Genomic DNA, 381 nt, shown 5'->3' with positions numbered 1-381 from the left:
GCCGATGCGGCCATCCGGGGCCAGCCGGCCGGTGCCCACCGGCTGGCCATCAGCGTCAAGCGCCAGCACATGGGCGCTGACCGGGTCCAGCGCATCGCGTTCCAGCGCCGCTGCGATGCCCTGTTCCTGCACGAACACGCGCTGGCGCACGTCGTGGATGGCGGCGTGGGCATCGGCGTGGGTGACCTGCTGGATCCGGATCATGCCGAGGGCTCAGGCACGGCCCGTGTCGCTGTCGTCTTCCTCGTCATCCTCGAAGTTGACGATGACTTCGATGCCGTCGTCGTGCACGGTCACGGTGTGGACATCGTCGGACACCGCGCCGGCGTCGATCGCATCCACGCGGTCACGGCCTTCGACGACCTCGCCGAGCACCACGGC

The 381-nt window shown here is 69.6% G+C and carries 1 pseudogene; it reads right to left on the bottom strand.

The window, feature by feature from the left end:
* Positions 1-204: pseudogene (locus EN846_RS33805) on the bottom strand (GNAT family N-acyltransferase); the annotation flags it as partial.
* Positions 205-381 lie beyond the last annotated feature (177 nt).

Origin of the sequence: Mesorhizobium sp. M4B.F.Ca.ET.203.01.1.1 (assembly GCF_004791025.1) — a bacterium.
Lineage (GTDB): Bacteria > Pseudomonadota > Alphaproteobacteria > Rhizobiales > Rhizobiaceae > Mesorhizobium > Mesorhizobium abyssinicae.
Note: the sequence above shows the minus strand (reverse complement) of the source record. Positions and strands in the feature narration are given on the sequence as shown.